We start from the raw sequence: 19,698 nt of genomic DNA, 5'->3' as shown, positions 1-19,698 counted from the left end.
GTAACCGAAAGATCAGCCAATGTCTTTAGATGAAGAAATTTTCAAACTCTTTCAGGACAAAATCAACGTATGTGTTTATGTGTTTATCGAGGACTTACCCCATTATTGTAAGTGTAAACTTATTGCATGTTGTATGTCCTTTTGTCTTGATACAAAAGAACGAAAAGATCAAGACTGTGAATACTTGGCGGCGGACACGAGTTCACCGTGGAATCCTTTCAATGGTCCATCAGGCTTTCAGCCCTTAAATTTCGCTCCTCGCCGGTATGAAAGGATTCTTCTCACGGTTCTCTCGTTGTCCTTTTTCCCGCCAACTATTCAAGGTCGGTTATTTTCCCAAAATCACCATTTCCACTTGTTAAATGTATTAAACTACTGTTATTTATATCTTTAGCATACTTAAACTTAAAATTTCGGGGTAACTTCTCATGTGTTTACCGACCAGGCAGAGTGCGATAGCTCCTGCCAGAGAGTCACGAGTAGAGGTTTTCGAAGGGAATTGATCTTATCCCATCCCGAGGCCTCGGGCACCGAAACCGAAAAAGCACGGGTTCTTTCAGGTTGTTTGACTCAAACCGCTAAACAGGTACAAATCAACGCTTCTTATATTGATTCGGGGAATTAACAATAGCAATATTTTGGCAGACTTCGGACGTCTATGTTAAACTGGTAAAAATCTCCTCTTCACATTTGTCTTTCTCTTCTTTATAATCGTATTTGTATAGAAGAGATTGATTCGATGCCGCCTGATTTACAAAATTAGACATTCAGGAAAATAAAGCTTGGGTATGTTTGGGGTGAAGCTCTCATACCTGTTAAATGATAATAAAACAGGAACATAATCATGTCTTACCGATGGGTCTATTCCGAACCCCAAGGGGGGAACTCTGCCAACGATATTCAAGACGAACTGAACATTCCACCGGAAATTGCCCATCTTATTAAGCATTCGGGGAATTGACACCTACGAAAAAGCTAAAACGTTTTTCAGACCTGAAAAGGTAAAACTCCATGATCCTTTTTTGATGAAAGATATGGAGGCTGGTGCGTGTCGACTATCTGCAGCCATCCGCAATCACGAAACCGTTGTTATTTACGGCGATTATGATGTAGACGGCACCACGGCCGTCAGCCTTCTCTTCACTTTTTTAAAAAGTTTCGGGCTGGATGTGTATTATTATATTCCCCATCGCTTTAAAGAGGGGTACGGCATCAACCCGGAGGGCATTCAGTTTTCTCTTGAAAAAAATGCCGACCTGATTGTCTCCGTTGACTGTGGTATCACCGCTATTGAAGAAGCCAAATATGCCCGGCAAAAAGGAGTTGATCTCATCATCTGCGATCACCATACCGTTGGGGATGAGCTGCCCGATGCAGTTGCGGTTTTAGATCCCAAACGAACAGATTGCAATTACCCATTTGACGGATTATCCGGAGCCGGTGTAGGATACAAATTGGTTCAGGGTACAGTTGAAAAACTGGGCCTCCCAAAAAAACTACCCAATAAATACCTGGATCTCGTTGCAATCTCCATCGCATCAGACATTGTTCCCATTATCGACGAGAACCGCATTTTAATGAGAAAGGGACTGAACCTCATCAACACAGAACCACGCATTGGCATTAAAGCCTTGCTCGACAGGATAAAAATTCCGGCCAGCTCTGTCACTACTTCCAGTATCGTATTTTCTATTGGTCCGCGAATTAACGCAGCCGGCAGGATGGGGGATGCAACTACTGCCGTGGAACTGATGATTGCCGAAGAAGAAACCTCGGCTAAAAGATATGCCAATGAATTGGAATCCATCAATAAAATGCGGAGAAACACCGATTCTAAAACGATGGACCAGGCGATGGAGATGCTCGAAAATAGTTTCAATCTTGATGATCTTTCGGCCATGGTTCTCCATGATCCGGGCTGGCATCTTGGTGTGATTGGTATCGTAGCATCCCGGCTGGTGGATGCCCACTATCGCCCTGCGATTATGCTCAGTACTGTGGAGGGAAAAATCAAAGGATCGGCAAGATCCATCAAAGGGTTTAATATCTATGATGCGCTGAAAGAGTGCGAAGATCTGCTTGAGCAATTTGGGGGTCACGAATTTGCCGCGGGACTGACCATGGATAAAGAAAACCTGGACGAGTTCCGTAAACGGATGAATAAAATTGCAGGTTCGAACCTGTCTGACAAAGATTTCACTCCCGAGCTTGAAATTTCAAGCGACCTCGATCTCTCCAAGGTAGATATGAAATTCTGGAAACTTCTCACCCAGTTTGAACCGTTTGGCCCCGGAAATATGCGGCCTATTTTTGTGAGCGAAGATGTATGCATCGAAGGAGTGCCAACTATCGTTGGAAACGGGCACCTAAAGATGAAAATTCGCCAGGGCAAGTCACCCGTTTTTGACTGTATCGGTTTTAATATGCACGCATTTGAACCCAAGTTGCGAAATTGTGACCGGGACAAAATCGACATCGCCTACGTCCTTGAAGAGAACCACTGGAACGGCCGCCGAACGATCCAGATGCGTTTGAAGGATATTCATATTAAAGGCAGAAGTGAAAAGTGAAAAGGCAAAAGTAAGTAAGTTTACATAAGATCGGTGCAGACAAATAGATATTATATCGCTACACATTATAAATTCTCTCAAACGCTTCTTTTCACTTTTGCCTTTTCACTTTTCACTCAAAACAGATTGTGTTCGGTTTTTAAAGCCCTTATATTTGATGGCTCTGTGAGGGACTGTAGCTCAGTCGGTAGAGCAACGGACTGAAAATCCGTGTGTCGGCGGTTCGATTCCGCCCGGTCCCACACATACTTAAACCCCTGTGAGGCATTGATTTATGATCTTACAGGGGTTTTCTTTTTCTGCTAATATATTTGAGAATTTTAAGATTTGGGTACTCATTGGGTACAAAATTAATCAGCCCAAATATACTCAAGAATATCAGGGACCCAACTCAGCAATCTCTTTTTGGCACTTTTCCTCTATTCAAATATTCGAGCACATCATCTATATGATATCGTATTGTGCGACCATTTTGAGTAAATGTAATCTGGTTTGAATCTCTTAGATGTTGAACGTGGCGCCTGCTGCACCGAAGGTATTCCATCACGTCATCCGTTGTTAACCACTCTTTCATTGATGCCTTACGGATGATGCCAGGTAATACATCTTTTAAAATTTCACCTGTGGCTTCTTTGATCAGTGCTTTCAATTCATCTTCTGTCGTAATTACGAGTTTCATGTTCTGTTGGTCTTAGTTTGAAAAGTTACTTTCTATTCGAAGATGTGCAGAATTTCGATATTGAAATTTCAGCCGACAGTCCCAGGGATTCGTTCCGGTTCAAACCGCCTCAAATAAATTTTTTATTTGATTTGTTAACCAGTCAGTGACTTTCAAAGAGAAATTGCTTTAAAATAATCGAGGGTTGTGATTATCCATCACGACGCCTGGAAAGACTCATTGTGTTATCAAACACTTATCGGTTCTACATATTCGTGTTCTCATATGCATGAACCAAAAAATCCAAATTCCTTATAGATCATTTTTGATATTACACGACAATTCCTTCAAATATACAATTTGGTGTGACTTGCCTTGAAAGACTCTACATTTGCCAATAATATGAATAATAAATTCTGCAACACACGAAGCAACAACCTATTTGTCGTAGCATTATATGTTAACTGCCATCAATGACCGTAATCAACCTTACAAACGAAGCATCTGGGATATCGATAAGCGGTACTCAATTGAAATCGATAGCTTGTCGAAAGATATATTGGTAAAGATGGAAGAGTACAAAAGTATAGAGTCTGCAAAAAAACGCACACCTCCCATTCCAATCTCGGACATCATCGTGGTTGACACAGTTGGAAATTCTTCCAGATCCTCAGAAATAACTGTAAAGAAATCAAAGACTGTTGGATATAATTGACTCATGGGGTGCTGGAATCAAAACCTCTATTTGCATCCTGTCCGTTTTGAAAGGGGACTATACCCTCCACTTGATTGGAGAATTGCAAAAGCGGCCAAGGGAAGAATTTAGTTACTGATGATGAAGAAAGAATTCTAAACGGCATCAACAAAAACAAAATTGCTTCGGTATACGTGAGAAAATTATTAAAAGGCTGGACTGAGAGTTGAAAAAATCGAAGATCCGGGGAAACTGAATAACCAGTGGGGAAAACTCGCAATGGAAGTTAACGACTTTCGTGCAGACCGGTTTAGGTTTTTTTCTTACTTCAACATTGATCACCCGGCGGCACAACCGCTGACCGTAATCCTTTACATTAATACACAATAGAGAAAAATGTCAAGAACTGATTGGGCTGAAAAATTTGTAGCACAATTTTCATCGTTACCGTTAAGTCGTGAGTGTGTTTATCATAGCCCGAAATATTTAAAAAAGGGTATTGAGAAAGAAGTATGTGATCATTTGATCATTATGAAAGAAGAAGCAATTCTTATTTCAATGAAAGCTCAAGAAGATCCGGATTCTAAATCTGGAAAAAAACTAAAAAGCTGGGTTAAAAAGAGTAGTAAAAAAGCTGTAAAACAAGCTAAAGGTGCTTTAAAAACTATTGCAAATGAAAAGTTCTGGTGTGACCATGACATAAGAGGTAAAGTAAATTTTGATCCAAAATCAATAGAAATAAAATATGTAATAGTCATTGCAGAACTATTTAACGATCACTTTTTAATTTCAGAAAAACTTCCAAATGCTCAAGATGGAATTCCTATTCTATATTTTTCAGTAAATGACTTTTTAAACTTGGTTTCAGAATTAAGAACATTCACAGATTTAAAAAATTACTTAGAATCGAGAAGCTCTTTGTACGAAAATACGAGAAACTATATCGGATACGAGCGAAAATTTTTTCAACATTATATTTCTCATAATCAATCCTTTAGTGATGTCGCCTCAATCGACGATTTAACTGTCGTACCATCAAAGTGGATAGAATTTATTGACTGGAAAAAGGAGAATGAAGCAAATATGGAGCTAACTGAAAATGTGATTAATTCGCTCACTGAAAGATTACCAAATTATAGATCAGGGCTCAGAAAGATACACTTCAAGCATTTGATCCTGAAGATGCACGCGATAATTATATGTTAATGCAGCAAGAAATTTGTGGCGTTAAATTTAAATGAAAGAGTTCAATTTGGGACACAATTCAACAATATTATTGATAAAAACAAAAATGAATCAAATGATAAAAATACAGCTTATGGTATTATGCTATCTGATTCAAAGCCTAATTTTGGCTACGTCTTTACATCTTCAAAAGGCATTAACCGTCAAGAAATTATTGATCGTGGTATGACACTGTTGACATCAGCCATTGCATACTTTGATTTAGATTCCTGCATTGCAGTAAATGATAGAGATTCCAAAAATTTTGAAGTCCAATATGTTTTGAACTATGAGCCAAATGAAAACGATAGAAGCAATGGCGATAATTTTTGGAGGCATTTAAAAATAAACAGTGTAAAGATTTGAACCGCAGCCCTTAAACGTTTGTTTTTTTTTTCACATATATCTCAATTATTAGACTCAATAAAAAAGTAAAACCTATGTGTCGGCGATACACTACTTACCTACAGAAAAGCACAGGAAATCGAAGAGTTCTTAAATGCCGTTGACAGCGGTGCCATAACAAGTGAACAGGATGAACCCTACGGCAACTATAATGTTGCTCCCACTCACGAAATGCCGGTGGCGTTTGTCGATGAGAACGGAAAGCGAATCCTGGATACCATGCACTGGGGATTTATGGGGTGGAAGCCGAAACCGGGGAAGAAGCCTTTCCTGCCGATCAATACACGAGATGACTCTTTATTAGAGAAGCCCATGTGGAAAAAGCCTTTTATCAAAAGCCGGTGCATCGTTCCGGCCAGTGGGTTCTACGAGTGGGCTGGGAAGAAAGGAAACAAGACCCCTCACTATATCTATCCTACGAAAGAGAAGTTCATGGGATTTGCCGGAATATTTTCCGATTTAGCCCCGGAAGATAAAGCCTCGAACAAATCCTACTCGATCATTACGACCAAGCCGAATAAAGTGATGGAAGACATCCATGATCGTATGCCGGTAATCCTGCACCCATCGGAATTCGATGACTGGCTGAATCCGGACAATCAAGACCCGGACTATCTTACGGATTTCCTGCGTCCGTATCCCGATGATGCAATCGATGAGTATATTGTGAGCAAAGCTGTCGGCAATGTGAGGAATAATGACAAAGCCTCACTCAGAAAGCAGATCTGTTTGGTTAGCGAACAAAGAAGAACTCCTCATCCACCTCCTGCATAAACCGCCAGTCCATCTCATCCAGGATGTAGACCAGGTGAAAAAACCGGTGCTGATCGGTTTCCACCACATAGTTTAGCTCTTTGGTAATCATCGTGTTTTCCATGTGAATCGTTGGAATTCCAAATACTTGTGTGGAAGGTATCTTTCCAGATCGGAACCGGTACGGCTGCATTCTGCGTATCAACGGTTTTTCAGTGCCGTCATAGGTTTTCTTGGCCAGCTCTTCCGGCAGCAGTTCAAACCGGTAGGGAATGACGCGGTGTGCCCTGGACGGCTTGTGCTTATGCCGGTCCACAAGTGCCAGTACACGGTCGATGGCTTTGTCCTCATAGCCATTGGCTTTATTCAGTGACCACAGCAGTTCCTGTTCATTAAAGACCAGATCGAACCTCTCTCCCTGTTTGGTATCAATGGTGTAGAAGGATTTACGAACGCCTCCCTGCTCTTTGCTGTGGCAGGAGCGCACGCGCAGCAGATCCCTTCGATAGGGCAACCGCCAGTCGGCATCCGGGTTGGCCTCATAGCGGGTAAATAGAGCCAGCATTTCTACAAGAGGAAATTCATTCATGACCGTAAATCTTTTTGGTCAAAGCAACCTACACACATATATTACACATATCAATAGGTTTCGAGAATATTTATGAAGAAAAACAAGAACCACAGCTACCAACCTGAGCACGATGTCCACCGGATTACGCTCTACAATACCATCTACCCGGAGCACCAACACAAATCCCGAAAAGAGCGTCTGTATCTTCACTTTGATTTCGCATGTTTCTACGCACAGGTCGAACAGCTTCGTAAGAGTCTGTACGGACTGCCGCTGATTATCGGTGGATGGAGAAAAGAGAACGGGCAGGTGAAAGGCATTGTAGCCACGGCCAGCTACGAAGCCCGAAGCTTTGGCATCAAGACCGGAATGAGTGCCTATGAAGCGTGGCAGCTCTGTCCGCACGTCTGCATGCTTCAGGTGGATTATGACGCATACACCGCCATCTCCAAGCAGGTTCATTTCATCTTCAAGGAGTTCGCGCCGGTGGTAGAGCGCTACAGCATGGATGAATACTTTATGGAGGTCGATTTCCTGAAAGACAGATCCCGAAAAGAGATTGATGAGTTTGCCCGGCGGCTTCAGGAGCGAATTTACGAAGTGACGAACCTGGTCGGGGCTGTGGGGATTGCCCGTTCCAAGACCTACGCCAAGCTATCCAGCAGTTTGAATAAACCGAAGGGACGAACATTGATCTTGACCGATGATGATGAACGAACCCAAATCTGGCCGCTGGATCTGGACGAGGTTTGGGGCGTGGGCCGACGACGACATGAACATATCCTGGCCGAAGGGTACAAAACCATTGGAGATGTTGCGGAGCGTGGCAACATTCATACCTTCACCCGCCTGTTTGGTGCCAACTTCGGAAAGATGCTCTATCAAACCATTACCGGCAAAGACCAGGGACGTGTACTGGAAGAGATCTCCGAGGACTACAAACCCAAACAAGGGGTTAGCTATGGCCACACCTTTTCGGAAGGTTCTACGGATGTTGAACGGATCAAAGGAGAATACGCCATTGCCGTCCAGCAGATCTGCTACCGGATGAGAGCCTACGGCATCCGGGCCAACTCCTATTCAGGGATGTTTGGATTCAACGAACCAGACAAACCGGGAGTAGGATTTCGGTTTGGTACCGAGGCTCATACGAATATTGATGACTACGTGTACGCTGCACTGATGGAGAAAGTATCTCCGGCCATTGAGAAAGCAAGCCAGCACGGCATGGAAATTCGAAACATCGGTCTTGGAACGCATAAGATCGACAAGACCAATCAACTGAATGTATTCTTCCAGGATGATGAGGATAAAGTAGCCAGGACAAAAGCTGTGGATAAGATCAAAAACCGGTTTGGGCCAAAGTGTATTACCAGGGCGAATACGCTACATCGGGTGGAAGGGAATACGCATTTTTTGGAGAGGAATGTTTGAAACCCTGAACCAATGCATTCTAAGATCTCCTTTCGGGAGTGTAGCAGTTTACAGAGTTCAAACACCTGCAACTCTTGGACAGCAGCTTGGTCACTACCTTGGTCAGTAGCTTGGTCACTATCTTGGTCGTAAACTTGGTCGCCATCTTAGTCGTGATCTTGGTCGTCACCTTCGCCTAAAACTCAATATTTCTAAAATGGCGTTGAACTTCTCTTTCCACCTGTTCAAACTCGGGTAGTTCCTGAATTTGATCACTGATTGAGCCAGTCCAGCGGGCCTGGTAGAGTGGGAGGCGTTTTTGTAAAGCATCTTCAAAATCGGCAGAATGGAGACCTTTGTGCTCGCACTTCTGCGAAAATTCAGGCAATAAAAATTCCAGATCCATCTGTTCAATTTCCAATAAGTACCAAATGTCGTAAAAGTCGCGGGGCTGCATGCGCTGCATCACCGATCTCATCTTTTCGATTAATATCTCTTTTAGTGGATAACACAGCAGCTCGAATTCATCCTGATCGCTGTAAAGCCCAATGGCCGGTTTGGTAACGGGATCAAAACAGATAAGCTCACTTCTCGATATATCTACCTTCACACTTTTTTGCTTTCCCTTTCCGCCGAGCGGCCCCGTATAGCTGATGTAGAAATTGATGCCGCCATCCTCATGTTCATTGTCATCAATAAGCTCCAATGGAATATTGGCTTCCTCTTTTATGTATTCAAATACCTCGTGAAACCCCTCAAATATTTGCTCATTGGTCACCTCAGAATTATTCAGTGTAAAATCCAGATCTTCAGAAAAGCGGTAGTCCTCAAAATAAAACTTCTTTAAAACAGTCCCTCCTTTGAACACCAAAGCAGTCCGCAGATGCTCGTGATGAGCTACTCCCTGCAAAATCCAGGACAAGATGTAATCCTTTTCCATTTGCGTATCACGTACTCCGACCTCACGGGCCTGTTGTTGAATTTCTGCAGGTACAATCATGTGGTTATAGCGGATGTAATGGTTTCGGTATCCAGGTTCTGACGAATACTCCAGCGGCTGTGCATTTTTCCGGTCTTGGGAAGTTCGGTATCTAAAACAGTATAGGAAGCCGTTTTCAGCTCCTGTAGCTTTGGAATAATGTCGGTGTCTATTTCAAACAATTCCAATAAAAAGCCCAGGCGTTTGATCACAACCTGCGTATCAAATGTAATGACGTACTCCAGCAGTTTTTCATAATCGATGTTGTCTTTTGATCTATACAGGCCGCGAGCCACTTCTACAATGCCACCGGCATAATCCGGTTTGTACAAGCAGTCGATCAGGGTCTTCTCAAGGTCAGAGCACCAAACTTTATCGTAGGAATTTATCCACATCTTTTTCTTGCCAAAGAAATGCTTTTCGTTGTGATAGATAAACTGAAACGTCACATCTTTTACGTTTTGGATGCTCGGCTTCACCTGTTTCGAGACGACCACTTGTTCTTTTAATGAAGGCTGGGTAATCAGGTTATGGATTTCCATCGCGGAATAATATCCAATGTAATACTCACCCCCGGATATTAAATATTCAGGCAGCAGATGCCACTCGGGCATATATTGTTCCGGATCTTCCTCATAGGGGATGACGCAATACACTCCATTTTTAATCCTCATTAACAATCCCCGCTGTACCATATCGGAAAGCAACTTGATCAACGTGTTATCCGATGATTCGGGAAGTGCCTGTTTCGCATCGGATACTTCAAAGCAACGTATCTTGTTCTTTGCCAAATACCGTAGCAGTGTACTCGATTTTGTTGAGATATTTTTCATTCGTGTTCCCATACCATTCAGAATGGTAATTATGTTTTATATCTGTATAATGAGTTATTAAATCACTTTTAAGATACAAAACATAATAAAAAGCTCCTATAGTTATATTTTATATCTAATTTATGAGTTTTAATTCATGTTCTTTAGATATGAAACATAACCAAGGCAAATACACTACATCAAGTGGAAGGGAATACGCATTTTTTGAGAGGAATTCTTGATTTTAATTTCTAACATTCTCAACCGCAATAATAATCTCACTCTTCATATCCCCAATTCTCGATTCGAGTTTTTCCAGGTAATCTTCCCCGAAACGTTTCTTAGTGCTTTTTAAAGCAATTTTAAGATCACTAATTGCTTTCTTTTTGTCTTTTTCGAAATCAACATTTGCTATCCTTCGAAGAGTAAATTTTGGAAGGGAACGATATTGCGTTAAATCTTTAATCAGGGTTCGTATAAATGGAATCTCAGGTTGAAATTCCTGCTTAAAATGATGCAGTGCAGCTTTCAAAACGTTGATGGCTTTTACCTCAAAAGAAATTTCTGAATGAGTTGATGTGTAGTCCATTTTGTGAGCTTTTACAGATTCATAGCATGTCCAGAAGCGTGGGCTTAACGGCAGGGTTGGCTCATCGTTGCCACATTCAATATGAGGAATGGCATCTAAAAGAGAATAGATCGTTTCCGGCACAATTTTTTCTGCTTCTGTATCGGCTATATGACTGATAAAAAGACTTAATCTTTTTTTTCTAAAAACAAGTAATTCATTTTTGTCGAATTGCTTGGCGGTTTTTATACGGTAAGGTAATTTTTCGACTCTCTCGACAATGTCTGCATGGTGTTTTTTAATTTCGTCATACTTCAGTCTTATCTGTGTAATCGGAGCTATTTCCTCACTCTCATCAGGGTGTCTGTTTACCCGGTTAAAAAGTTCTGATGGTGACGGTTCTTCATCTGCATCAAAAACTTTAACGTCTTCACCCAGTGTATTATGAATCAAATACATCTTATTAGCGGCAATCTCCCGGCTCTTTACAACCGTCGCCCCCTGTTCGGTTGGGAAAAAATTATAAATTCTCAGATTTTCAAACACCTTCTCCCCGATACGGTTAATTCTTCCCACCCGTTGAATTACCCTCGTTGGATTCCAGGGAATATCGTAATTAATGATAGCACCAGCCCGGTTAAGATTCTGGCCTTCCGAAAGAATATCACTGGTTAGCAAGACACTGTACTTATCTTCCTGTTTACTTTTTTTTCTGCTGGCATCAAAGTTATTCAGCAATTCTTCTGCCTTGTTTTTCCCCAGACTGCCATCCACTACAAACAGCTCGTCTTTAAACTCTTTTTCAAAAAAAGTTCTCAGATGTTTAACCGTGTCCACATACTCGGTGAATAAGATTACTTTTCTTTTGGGTTCACCCGGCTTCGGAGTTTCATGGATGATCTTTTTTATTTCTTCAATAACCCGGTGAGCCTTTGGATCATTGGTAGCAAGGTTTAATCGTTCAACCTTTCCTTTGACCTCCTCCAATAATTCAATGTCTGATTTAATATCAGATAAGAATTGATCCTTGAATTCAAATTCTTCTACTTCATAAACCTTATCATGTCTTGGATGCCGGTCTTCATCCAATGATTCCTTAAATTTCTCTAACGCTTCTTCAATTTCTTCCTCTGAGCCATTGTACACCTTTTCAATAATTTTTCTGTCCAGTATATATTTCCCTGACCGCTCTATAAACTTCAAAACAGCCTGATGCACTTGAATAAAGTTGGAAATGCTTTGCCTAAACGAGCCAAACGAACTCTCAAAACGTTTTACCAGCAATCGTCTCATAAATTCATACAAGTTGCGTTGTTGCTGGAATGACCGGTTCCCTTCTTCGTCTAAGTCCTCTTCATCTACTTTATTTTCATACATAAAGGGCTGATAGATGGCTCCCTTAAATGCCGCTCCATCTCCAAAGTAATCCTGTTGAATTTCATCATAAAAGGCCGACTGCTCTTTTGTTAACTCGTAGAACAGCTCTTTGGGATTTTCCGTGTTAGAAAGATTCATCACTTCCTTCTTGTACACAGGATCATTTTTTAAATCCAGCCGGTTCCGGCGTATCAAAACCGGTTCTAACACATTGCGTATTTCATCAGCCAGTTCTTTCGACCGTTGCTTTACCCTGTTGAGATCAATAGGTAACGTTCCAAATAGTTGTTCATAGGTTCGTTCGGCTTTACTTCTCTTATCCGGATCATTTGAATTATAGTTCTTTGTGATGTAAGAGAGCTTCCTGAAAACAGACTCATAGTGTGAAAACCTTGCTTCGAGATTATCTTCCAGAGTAATGCCCGATTTACCCGGAACAATGAACAGTTTAAGAAGAGCGAAAATATCAGCCGGGCTGTTGTTAAATGGCGTTGCCGTTAACAACAATACAATACGTCCCTGGCAAATGGTGCTGAGATATTCATAATCCTGCGTGTCCTGATTCCGAAAACGGTGCGCCTCATCAATAATGACGATTTCTATATCCTCCCCCCATTCATTCAGATAGTTCGAAGCCGCTTCCAGATTACCGGCGGAATGGACTTCCCAATCATAGAGCTTGAAATCCTGGGTGTATTTGTGCCAGCCGGATGTTTTAGCTTTGGGGTCGCCCATCAATCCGGGTGGACAAATAATCATTCCCCTTTTTCCAAGACTTTTTGCCACCAGGCTTGCAATCACAGATTTCCCTAAACCAACAACATCTGCAATAATGGCTCCGTGATATTGATCAATGATCGTCAGTGCTTGCTTCACGGCATCCGTCTGGTAGGTATATTCTATGTACCCCTGCTTTTCGAGAAGATCCTTGATCTGGGGCTTTATCTTCTTCTGATCCATCAGCTCCAGGTATGTTTGAAGCACCATGATGTATGCTTCAAATGGGGAAACGGTCGCCGCCTGGGTACGATTTTTGATAAGTTGTATCAAATACTCTTTTGTGGCATCATCTTCTGTAATTCGAATGGCCGTATCCCAAAGTTCATCAAAATAGGCTTCGGCCTCGCTTGCTCCCAAATCGCGCAGCTCTACATTGAATTCATTCTGCTCTTGCATACCTGCTCTGGTGAGGTTACTGCTGCCGGTGATAAAACTGGATTCGATCAGCGTTTTAGACGCATCATCATATTTAAAGAAATAGAGCTTAGCATGGTTTGGCTCCTGTGTTTTTCGAATCTGCAAGCGGCCGCTTTCCAGCAGACCGATAAAGAAATCCACCTGCTTGTAAAATTCTTCGTGATCCAGTTCCTCATCATTCAAAGCTTTGGAAAAAGATTCCATCAGTCGGTCGGCAATTTCCCTATTGGACTTTTCTCCATCCTCTGTTTCCACCTCAACCATTTTTCCCAGCAAATGGTCGATTTGTAGCCCAACCAAAAGCTTAATCGTCAGATCCTCTTTCTCTTTTAGAGCACTGTATAATTCTCTCCACCCTGAGAAATAGAAAAAGCCGACAAGAAATTTCAGTTCAGCACTGTGACTGATTAATTCATGTAGTCTTTTCTTTAAAGTCCTGGCTTGTGTTTTACTGTTGGTGATAAAAGCTTTGGTAGGCATTTGTTTTTGTCAGGTCAATTTAAACAGAGGCTGGAATAAAAGAATAACCCCATGGTCATGCAATTTTGTTGTAAAGGTTCTTTTTTTAAAAACAGTATATTATGAAGATGAAGACATTATAAATGTTTTAAAGTGATAGTATGATGCCAAATGCTAAATTTTGCGCTCACCCATAATCTGATTTGAACTTTTCAGCTGTTTCATTTTACGGTCATTTAACCTTTTTTGCCATTACACGAACTGAATTGCACATTGTGGCTTTGCGTTTCATCTATGATAAAATAATGGTTCATTCAAAAAAAATGTTACATTTTAAATATACGGTCTAAGGTGTCATAAGGCTGTCACTGCCTATTTTTATTATTTAGCAACATCATCGAAATAAAATTATCACTCTGCTCATATAAATATCGATTGGAATCATGAGCCAATACGACTACATAAAAGAAATTACCCGTTACGCTCTGCAAAACGATGAAAAGCGTCTTAAGGAAAAAGTGCAGGGATTGATTGATTATTCCAAAAAGATCAATAAGCATAATTTTGCTTTGGAACTTCAATCCATTCTTAAGCAGAGTTGGCAAAAACAGGCGGTGAACTGCCGGACCTGTCTTTTCAAAAGCAGAATTGCAGAATCTGTACCCATTGAGGATCAGTCTTTAAAAGATCTCATTCTTGAAAAATTAAGTTCAAGATATACTTTTGATGATCTTATCAGTGATAATTATGTCAGTGAGTCATTAAAACTATTCATAAAAGAACAGGAAAATTTTAGTATTTAAAAAAATATGAACTACCTGTTTCCAACAAGGTGTTTCTGCACGGCCCATCAGGTTGTGGAAAAACATTAGCTGCTTATGTGTTGGCCGGAAGATTAAATCGCCCCATGTATGTAGTGAATGTCGGAGCAATCGTATCTTCTAAATTGGGCGAAACCAGTAAACTCAGACTGTTCAAAAAGCTGCCCGAAATGAGCGTGTATTATTTTTTGATGAGTTTGATACGCTTGGAAAATTGAGAGATGCAAACCAAGATCATGCTGAAATGAAAAGGGTTGTCAATACCTTTTTGCAACTGTTCGATTATCTGCCTCAAAATGTGGTTCTCATAGCTGCAACAAACCATTCCCATATTATTGATTCCGCTTTAATTCGTCGTTTCGATGTAAAACTGAAATTAGAATTACCAGATAAAAACAAAATCAAACAATTAATTGATAAAACGCTGAATGCAGGCCCTTTTTCACTTGATCGCGAAGAAGGCTTGAGGAGATTGTAGAACTTGCAGATGGCCTTTCTTATTACAAGTATTCAGCGGACATTAATTGGTGCAATTAAGAATAGCTTGTTCGACCTAAAACAAAAAACAACCCATCTTAACCCCATTATTAAGACTCAATATTGGATAAACACAATTAAAAGGAAAAGAAACAACAATCTGTTTCTGATTAGGTTTCAGCCTCAAGTTCAATTTCAATTTCTCCAATTGCTTCAAGTTCATTTATTGCTACCAATTCATCATATAAGTTGTTGATCCGTACCTCCTCTCTGGTCGTTTCTTCAATACTGATCACAAGCGAGTAGGAGTGTTCTCGTGTATTTTCAGTCTTACGCCCTCCATCGAGATATTTATGAAGCTTGCTGTGCACTCCTATTCTAACCGTATTTTCCTCTGTTACTAAATCCGGTTTGCTGATTGAGAAATCAACTTTTTGAGTATTACTTAAAATGCCTTTTGCAAAATAGTAATCTTCCGTCCATCCTTGCTTTAGTTTCGTTTCACTAAGTTTTCCGTTTTGAATATCATCAACAGGTATATTCTTAAAGAAACCAAAAGCAAAATGTACAGGACAATAAGCAAGTTGATTTTCAGAAACGGGATTGAATTTAAAACATAGAGTGGCATGAATCTTTAGCAATCCCATGTCTCTATCAGCTTCAAGAAGATATTCAGGGAGCTTTAGTTCAAATACCTCCATCTTTTCAGGTCGTATTGAACCCTCAATGATAAACGTTGCTCTGTGATTATCTGAATGGAGACATATGGATTCATCAGGTACACCCAAACCGCATACTGCATTTCTTATACGTTTATGTACATTATCAAAATCAGGACCAAACCTTATTTCACGTGAAGAGTTTAGAATCAAGGCTTTGATTGTTTGAATGTTTGTGATATCCGGATATTGTTGCATTAATCGTGCAGCAAGATTAGCTGCAAGTGGAGCGGCGTAACTTGTACCGGGCATTTTTTTCGAAATATTCTCCCGTTTCTGATGAGACCACTTTAAAACCGAAAAGTTCTGGATCTGTTCTGTCTGTAAAACCTTCACCAGGATAATCACCTCCAGGCATTAAAATGTCCGGCTTAGTTAGTTTCAGGTTTATAATACTTTCTTTTAGATGTTCATCTGCCCAGTTATAATGGAACTTTTTACTGTATACTGCAGGATAACTTCTGTCAATTGAAAATCCCTGATAATCCTTCTCCAGATAAATTATCGGCTATTGCTCCTACCGTAATATTATTCATGCTTTCGGCAGGAGTATTCAGATTTGATTCTTCATCAAGAAAGTGATCCGGGTAATTGAGAAATCCATTCACTCCACGTAGTATATCATTTCGATTTCCGGTGGATATAAAAATGAGGATGTCCAGTTCATTTGCCAATTGATCAAGAGCAAATGTATATTCTGATGGTTTTTCGTGCGTTCTCTTGTGATCGTCCCAAGATACAGCCAATACCATAATACGTACACCAGACTCTCGGTTTGCCCTTCGAATGGCTTCAAGAATCCCTTTTTGAGATATGGGTGTATGGTTAGTATGAATTATCTTAATAGGAAGAATTCTGGGCATCGGCTTCAAATTCTCCAAGAAATTCAGGGTATGGCTTTGTACCTAAAGCAGCTATAGCAGCCACTCCTGTGCCATGATCTATTTCATCAGTAAATGGATCCGTATTTGTCAGATCAAAATTGGGAGTTGTCTGAATCAATAACGGTGCCAATGGGGTTTGATCACTTACACCAGAGTCAAGGATGCCAATAATAGGTAGCTCATCAATGCCTGTTTCATTCACTGAAAAACCGAATTCACGTATAGGTTCCCCAAACCTTGAAGGGCGAATAACTCCGGCATCATGAGAGGATATGCTCTGAATAATATCGAAATTATTAGCAATCTCAATCAATATTTCCTGAGTTGGGTCAGTAAGTTCAAGAGAATCTCTGCAGTTGCATTAAACTCATATGAGATATCTCGTTCTTCTAAATACTCTTGCAACCGTTCACGAACCGGTACAAAAAATTGATTGGATAAACGAAGCGTTTTAAAGACGTCAATAACTACATGTCGATGGGCTCCACTTAATTGCATGATTTCTTCTGTCGAATAACCATCAAAAGATTCAATAAACCGAATTGCACCTGAGTAACTACCAGTGTTTTCTAATGGATCATCTGCATCAATAAATGTTTGGACATCTCTGATAAACCTTTCAAAACGATTTGGTGATTCTATGATAAAGAGCCCAGAGCGATTAAAATTCCAAAAGGTAACAGGACTTATTCCAAAATTATCTCGATACGTTTTTTCAAATTTGGCATTATCGTAGACACCATAAAAATTCAACTGAATGTAATCCTTATGGGGAAGCCGAATGTCCGGGTTTCTTCGCTCTCTTCTCAGATTTCTTTTTCGCGTAAAACTTGCCAAACTCTGCCTGAACACATTCTGCATGGGACGATAATCCGGATCTGGATTATCGTCTTTGTTACTATTGGGGTCGTGTATCTGCTGCGATAACTAAAACGCCCCTCTAATAACTGCTCTCCCCGAAAGTATAGATGTGGTCTGTTTGGCACGATTTCCTCATGTTTTTAAGTTGCCCTCGTTTTTTGATGTTGCCCCATATATCCAACAACAACCTTTTCATATTTTTCATCAAAAAAGAAAGCAATTCGTATTGTATATCTCGGTTGTTTAGATGATCCTTGTCCGATATGCTCTTTGAGCAGACTGCCTTTTTACCATTATAGTTCATTTTATATTCATCAGGAAATTGTCCCAATTGTTATATCAGATTGATTTGCCTCATAAGAAATCGCAGAACTTTCCATGCAATTATGATTGAAATCAGAAATACTTAATTCTACCTAATCTTGCTTGACGATAGGTCAGTGTCAACCATTTCAAAGCGGCAAATAGAGAATCTAAATCTTCAAAATGTTCGTTTACTAGTTATATTCTTTGGAATTTCAATAAACTCAGAATATTTGTCATTAAAGTGATTTATAATTTGCATGAACACTTTCGAACTCCTCAAGTTCTTCCGATAAATTTCCAGTAGTATCTTTTTCATTTAATTGATACTTAAACTGATTAACTTGAGACTTTAATTGAAAGTTCTCCTGTCGCAAAGCATCATTTTCATTCTCAAACCCGTTAACCCGAGCAGTTAGATCCGCGTTCTCATCTTCAAGAAGGTCAATCCATTCATCCTTATTCCCTGCCTTCTTTAATTCTTCAATCTCTATTTTTCTAAAGACTCTATTTGCACCTTCCCAAGTAAGTGCTTCATGCACAAATCTACTTGATGAATGGTCGCAAAGTATATTGAAAATATAGGACTCAAAGCCACCAGGTCTTTGGTTTATATTTTCAATTTTATCACTTGTCCATAATGGATGTGAAAAACGATTATCTGAGACCTTAAATTTCGGCCAATAGATTCTTATTGCACCATCAAAACAGTTGTGAGTTGCACCAAGGAAGGCGTCTAACTTCCATGTCACATTTTTATTATCTGCCAACAATATATAAGCCAACCCTGAACACATGGAGGTTAATTTATCAATATCAACTGATTGGTTGATTTGTCTCTGAATCTTTACTAATAAATAAAATTGGTAGGTATCTGTTTTCATCAGAAAGTAAATGCACAAATTGTTGTATATCACTTTCAGGAAGTCTTAAATGCCCATCAATTAACGGTAGTGACTCAAAAGCACCGATTTCATTTAAAAGTACTATTGACTGATACTTGGACGACTATTATACCGTTCTTACCGGGCGAAAATGTGGAGAAGATCCACCGTAAGATATCCGAACTGCTATGCGAGACGAACTGTCCGTCTCCCTTATCTTGTCGCCGATAATTATTTCGGTTCTCCACTTTATGTCTGTCTTCTGAACTATCCGGATGCTCATATTTTATTGCTAAATATTTTCCAAAATCTGTAGAACTATCATACATCGTTGAAAGACGATGTCCATTATTTTCATAATCAATATTCTCTTTTATAAAATTGTATTTTTCTGGAAGCTTGAAACCTCGAATTGGTTTTTCAAGCCAGTTTCTGATGATTTTATATAATTCAGAATAATTTTCTAATGGCTTGATCTTTGTTACCAAGTTGAAAAGTCGTGAAATAGGTCGTTTTCATAATCTCTTCATTTAATTAAACACTCCTCGCCTTACTAACCCTATTCCACACCAACTGGCACACAGCCCGGTACACTTCTTTACGTTCTTCTTCGGTGAGGCCGAGGGCGTCGAAGACGATGTTGTCTAACTCGGCGCGGTCGGGCAGCGGATTGGGCTCTTGCTCAGAAATGGGAACCTCGGATTCGGGATTGATGCCGCATTCTTTGAAGATTGATTCAACTATATTTGAGGCAAATTGAATAGATTTATCAATTTTTAAATCCTTAACAACATCAATCTTCTGTAAGTCTGGCTTTTGGGTTTTTAATAATCCACCACCAAAATTTGATCGTCCAAGTAGTTCTTTATAAAAACAAGCTACGGTTGATGATAAATATAGAGCTAATGTCTCTGGCGGATATTTATATGGAGTAATCTCAAAGAAATTATCACTGCACACATAATCTTCATTGTAAAAGGCGATAGACCGTTCATTATGTGCAATAATCCACCAAACCGGTGCGGGATTCTTTTTGCTATATCATACCAATTACTTCTACTTTGTACAC

General features: G+C 40.1%; 17 protein-coding genes, 1 tRNA gene and 1 pseudogene. 8 read left to right on the top strand and 11 right to left on the bottom strand.

Annotated elements, in window-relative coordinates:
• Positions 1-929: 929 nt before the first annotated feature.
• Entirely contained in the window at positions 930-2,570 is a 1,641-nt protein-coding gene (recJ, locus tag U5K72_03415) for a single-stranded-DNA-specific exonuclease RecJ (GenBank protein ID MDZ7717854.1), read from the top strand.
• A gap of 169 nt (positions 2,571-2,739) precedes the next feature.
• A tRNA-Phe gene (locus tag U5K72_03410) sits at positions 2,740-2,812 on the top strand.
• A 149-nt stretch (positions 2,813-2,961) separates the two neighbouring features.
• On the opposite strand, the gene U5K72_03405 is transcribed toward U5K72_03410, so the two are convergent.
• On the bottom strand, positions 2,962-3,249 hold the full coding sequence (locus U5K72_03405) for a helix-turn-helix domain-containing protein (GenBank protein ID MDZ7717853.1): 288 nt from the start codon (positions 3,247-3,249) through the stop codon (positions 2,962-2,964).
• Between the two features lie 1,069 nt (positions 3,250-4,318).
• Between U5K72_03405 and U5K72_03400 the strand changes: the two genes are divergently transcribed.
• The 3 genes from U5K72_03400 to U5K72_03390 all read left to right on the top strand — a co-directional run bounded on the left by U5K72_03400 (position 4,319) and on the right by U5K72_03390 (position 6,325).
• Complete coding sequence (locus U5K72_03400) at positions 4,319-5,128, top strand: hypothetical protein (protein MDZ7717852.1); 810 nt, start codon at positions 4,319-4,321, stop codon at positions 5,126-5,128.
• Between the two features lie 15 nt (positions 5,129-5,143).
• Positions 5,144-5,512 carry a hypothetical protein gene (locus U5K72_03395; GenBank protein MDZ7717851.1) on the top strand — a complete coding sequence of 123 codons (369 nt, stop codon included), beginning with the start codon at positions 5,144-5,146 and terminating at the stop codon, positions 5,510-5,512.
• 117 nt (positions 5,513-5,629) lie between these two features.
• On the top strand, positions 5,630-6,325 hold the full coding sequence (locus tag U5K72_03390) for an SOS response-associated peptidase (GenBank protein ID MDZ7717850.1): 696 nt from the start codon (positions 5,630-5,632) through the stop codon (positions 6,323-6,325).
• Here the strand turns inward: U5K72_03390 and U5K72_03385 are convergent.
• A complete protein-coding gene (locus U5K72_03385) occupies positions 6,285-6,893 on the bottom strand; it encodes a hypothetical protein (GenBank protein ID MDZ7717849.1) in 609 nt (202 codons plus the stop codon). The two genes, U5K72_03390 and U5K72_03385, sit on opposite strands and share 41 nt — an antisense overlap.
• Before the next feature lie 72 nt (positions 6,894-6,965).
• Here U5K72_03385 and U5K72_03380 point away from each other — a divergent pair, with 72 nt between their 5' ends.
• On the top strand, positions 6,966-8,309 hold the full coding sequence (locus U5K72_03380) for a DNA polymerase IV (GenBank protein ID MDZ7717848.1): 1,344 nt from the start codon (positions 6,966-6,968) through the stop codon (positions 8,307-8,309).
• 175 nt (positions 8,310-8,484) lie between these two features.
• On the opposite strand, the gene U5K72_03375 is transcribed toward U5K72_03380, so the two are convergent.
• The 3 genes from U5K72_03375 to U5K72_03365 form a co-directional block, all read right to left on the bottom strand.
• Positions 8,485-9,288 (bottom strand): nucleotidyl transferase AbiEii/AbiGii toxin family protein, encoded by an 804-nt coding sequence (locus tag U5K72_03375; GenBank protein MDZ7717847.1) that lies wholly within the window; start codon positions 9,286-9,288, stop codon positions 8,485-8,487.
• Positions 9,285-10,100, bottom strand: coding sequence for a hypothetical protein (locus tag U5K72_03370; protein ID MDZ7717846.1), 816 nt, complete (start codon positions 10,098-10,100; stop codon positions 9,285-9,287). The genes U5K72_03375 and U5K72_03370 overlap by 4 nt, the downstream gene beginning before the upstream one ends.
• A 223-nt stretch (positions 10,101-10,323) precedes the next feature.
• Positions 10,324-13,701: a helicase-related protein gene (locus tag U5K72_03365; GenBank protein MDZ7717845.1), complete on the bottom strand. Its 3,378-nt coding sequence runs from the start codon at positions 13,699-13,701 to the stop codon at positions 10,324-10,326.
• A gap of 422 nt (positions 13,702-14,123) precedes the next feature.
• On the opposite strand from U5K72_03365, the gene U5K72_03360 reads away from it, so the two are divergent.
• Both U5K72_03360 and U5K72_03355 read left to right on the top strand, forming a co-directional pair.
• Positions 14,124-14,483: a hypothetical protein gene (locus U5K72_03360; GenBank protein ID MDZ7717844.1), complete on the top strand. Its 360-nt coding sequence runs from the start codon at positions 14,124-14,126 to the stop codon at positions 14,481-14,483.
• Positions 14,484-14,661: 178 nt separating this feature from the next.
• Positions 14,662-14,979 (top strand): annotated as a pseudogene (locus U5K72_03355) (AAA family ATPase).
• A 169-nt stretch (positions 14,980-15,148) separates the two neighbouring features.
• Here the strand turns inward: U5K72_03355 and U5K72_03350 are convergent.
• The 6 genes from U5K72_03350 to U5K72_03325 form a co-directional block, all read right to left on the bottom strand.
• Positions 15,149-16,033: a S8 family serine peptidase gene (locus tag U5K72_03350; GenBank protein MDZ7717843.1), complete on the bottom strand. Its 885-nt coding sequence runs from the start codon at positions 16,031-16,033 to the stop codon at positions 15,149-15,151.
• A 128-nt stretch (positions 16,034-16,161) separates the two neighbouring features.
• On the bottom strand, positions 16,162-16,560 hold the full coding sequence (locus tag U5K72_03345) for a S8 family serine peptidase (GenBank protein ID MDZ7717842.1): 399 nt from the start codon (positions 16,558-16,560) through the stop codon (positions 16,162-16,164).
• The gene (locus U5K72_03340) at positions 16,538-16,894 is read right to left on the bottom strand and encodes a hypothetical protein (protein ID MDZ7717841.1); all 357 of its coding nucleotides are present in this window, start codon (positions 16,892-16,894) and stop codon (positions 16,538-16,540) included. Before U5K72_03340 ends, U5K72_03345 begins: the two co-directional genes overlap by 23 nt.
• Positions 16,891-17,334 (bottom strand): hypothetical protein, encoded by a 444-nt coding sequence (locus U5K72_03335; protein ID MDZ7717840.1) that lies wholly within the window; start codon positions 17,332-17,334, stop codon positions 16,891-16,893. Before U5K72_03335 ends, U5K72_03340 begins: the two co-directional genes overlap by 4 nt.
• 650 nt (positions 17,335-17,984) lie before the next feature.
• Positions 17,985-18,629, bottom strand: coding sequence for a bZIP transcription factor (locus tag U5K72_03330; protein MDZ7717839.1), 645 nt, complete (start codon positions 18,627-18,629; stop codon positions 17,985-17,987).
• Between the two features lie 534 nt (positions 18,630-19,163).
• The gene (locus U5K72_03325; GenBank protein MDZ7717838.1) at positions 19,164-19,589 is read right to left on the bottom strand and encodes a hypothetical protein; all 426 of its coding nucleotides are present in this window, start codon (positions 19,587-19,589) and stop codon (positions 19,164-19,166) included.
• Positions 19,590-19,698: the final 109 nt, after the last annotated feature.

This window comes from Balneolaceae bacterium, assembly GCA_034521495.1.
Classification (GTDB): Bacteria; Bacteroidota; Rhodothermia; order Balneolales; family Balneolaceae; genus Rhodohalobacter.
The sequence above is the reverse complement of the archived record's forward strand: the minus strand, read 5'-3'. Positions and strand labels throughout refer to the sequence as shown.